1 protein-coding gene is annotated in these 239 nt (G+C 72.0%); it reads right to left on the reverse strand.

Going from position 1 to position 239, the window contains the following annotated elements:
* Window positions 1-10 precede the first annotated feature (10 nt).
* Window positions 11-239, reverse strand: a 229-nt coding sequence (locus L9G74_RS24630; protein ID WP_238899019.1) for a cupin domain-containing protein, incomplete at its 5' end; no start/stop codon positions are given.

Below are 239 nucleotides of genomic sequence, written 5' to 3' on the forward strand. Positions count from 1 at the left end.
CCGGCTACGATCACTTGAACTTGGCCTTGATGGCGTCCACCTGCGGGACGTCGACGCGGAAGGCCTTGGCGAGGACGTCGGACGGCACGGGCGGCGCGGCGGCGAAGAGCGTGGCGGCGATGGCCTGGGTGCCCTGGAGCTGGCTGTTGAAGGCGGCGATGACGGCGGCGGGGCCGTGGCCGCGGTTCTGCTGGAAGTGGACGAGGCCGCGCGGGAAGACGAAGACCTCGCCGGCGGTG

Source organism: Shewanella electrica, assembly GCF_022321485.1.
Lineage (GTDB): Bacteria > Pseudomonadota > Gammaproteobacteria > Enterobacterales > Shewanellaceae > Shewanella > Shewanella electrica.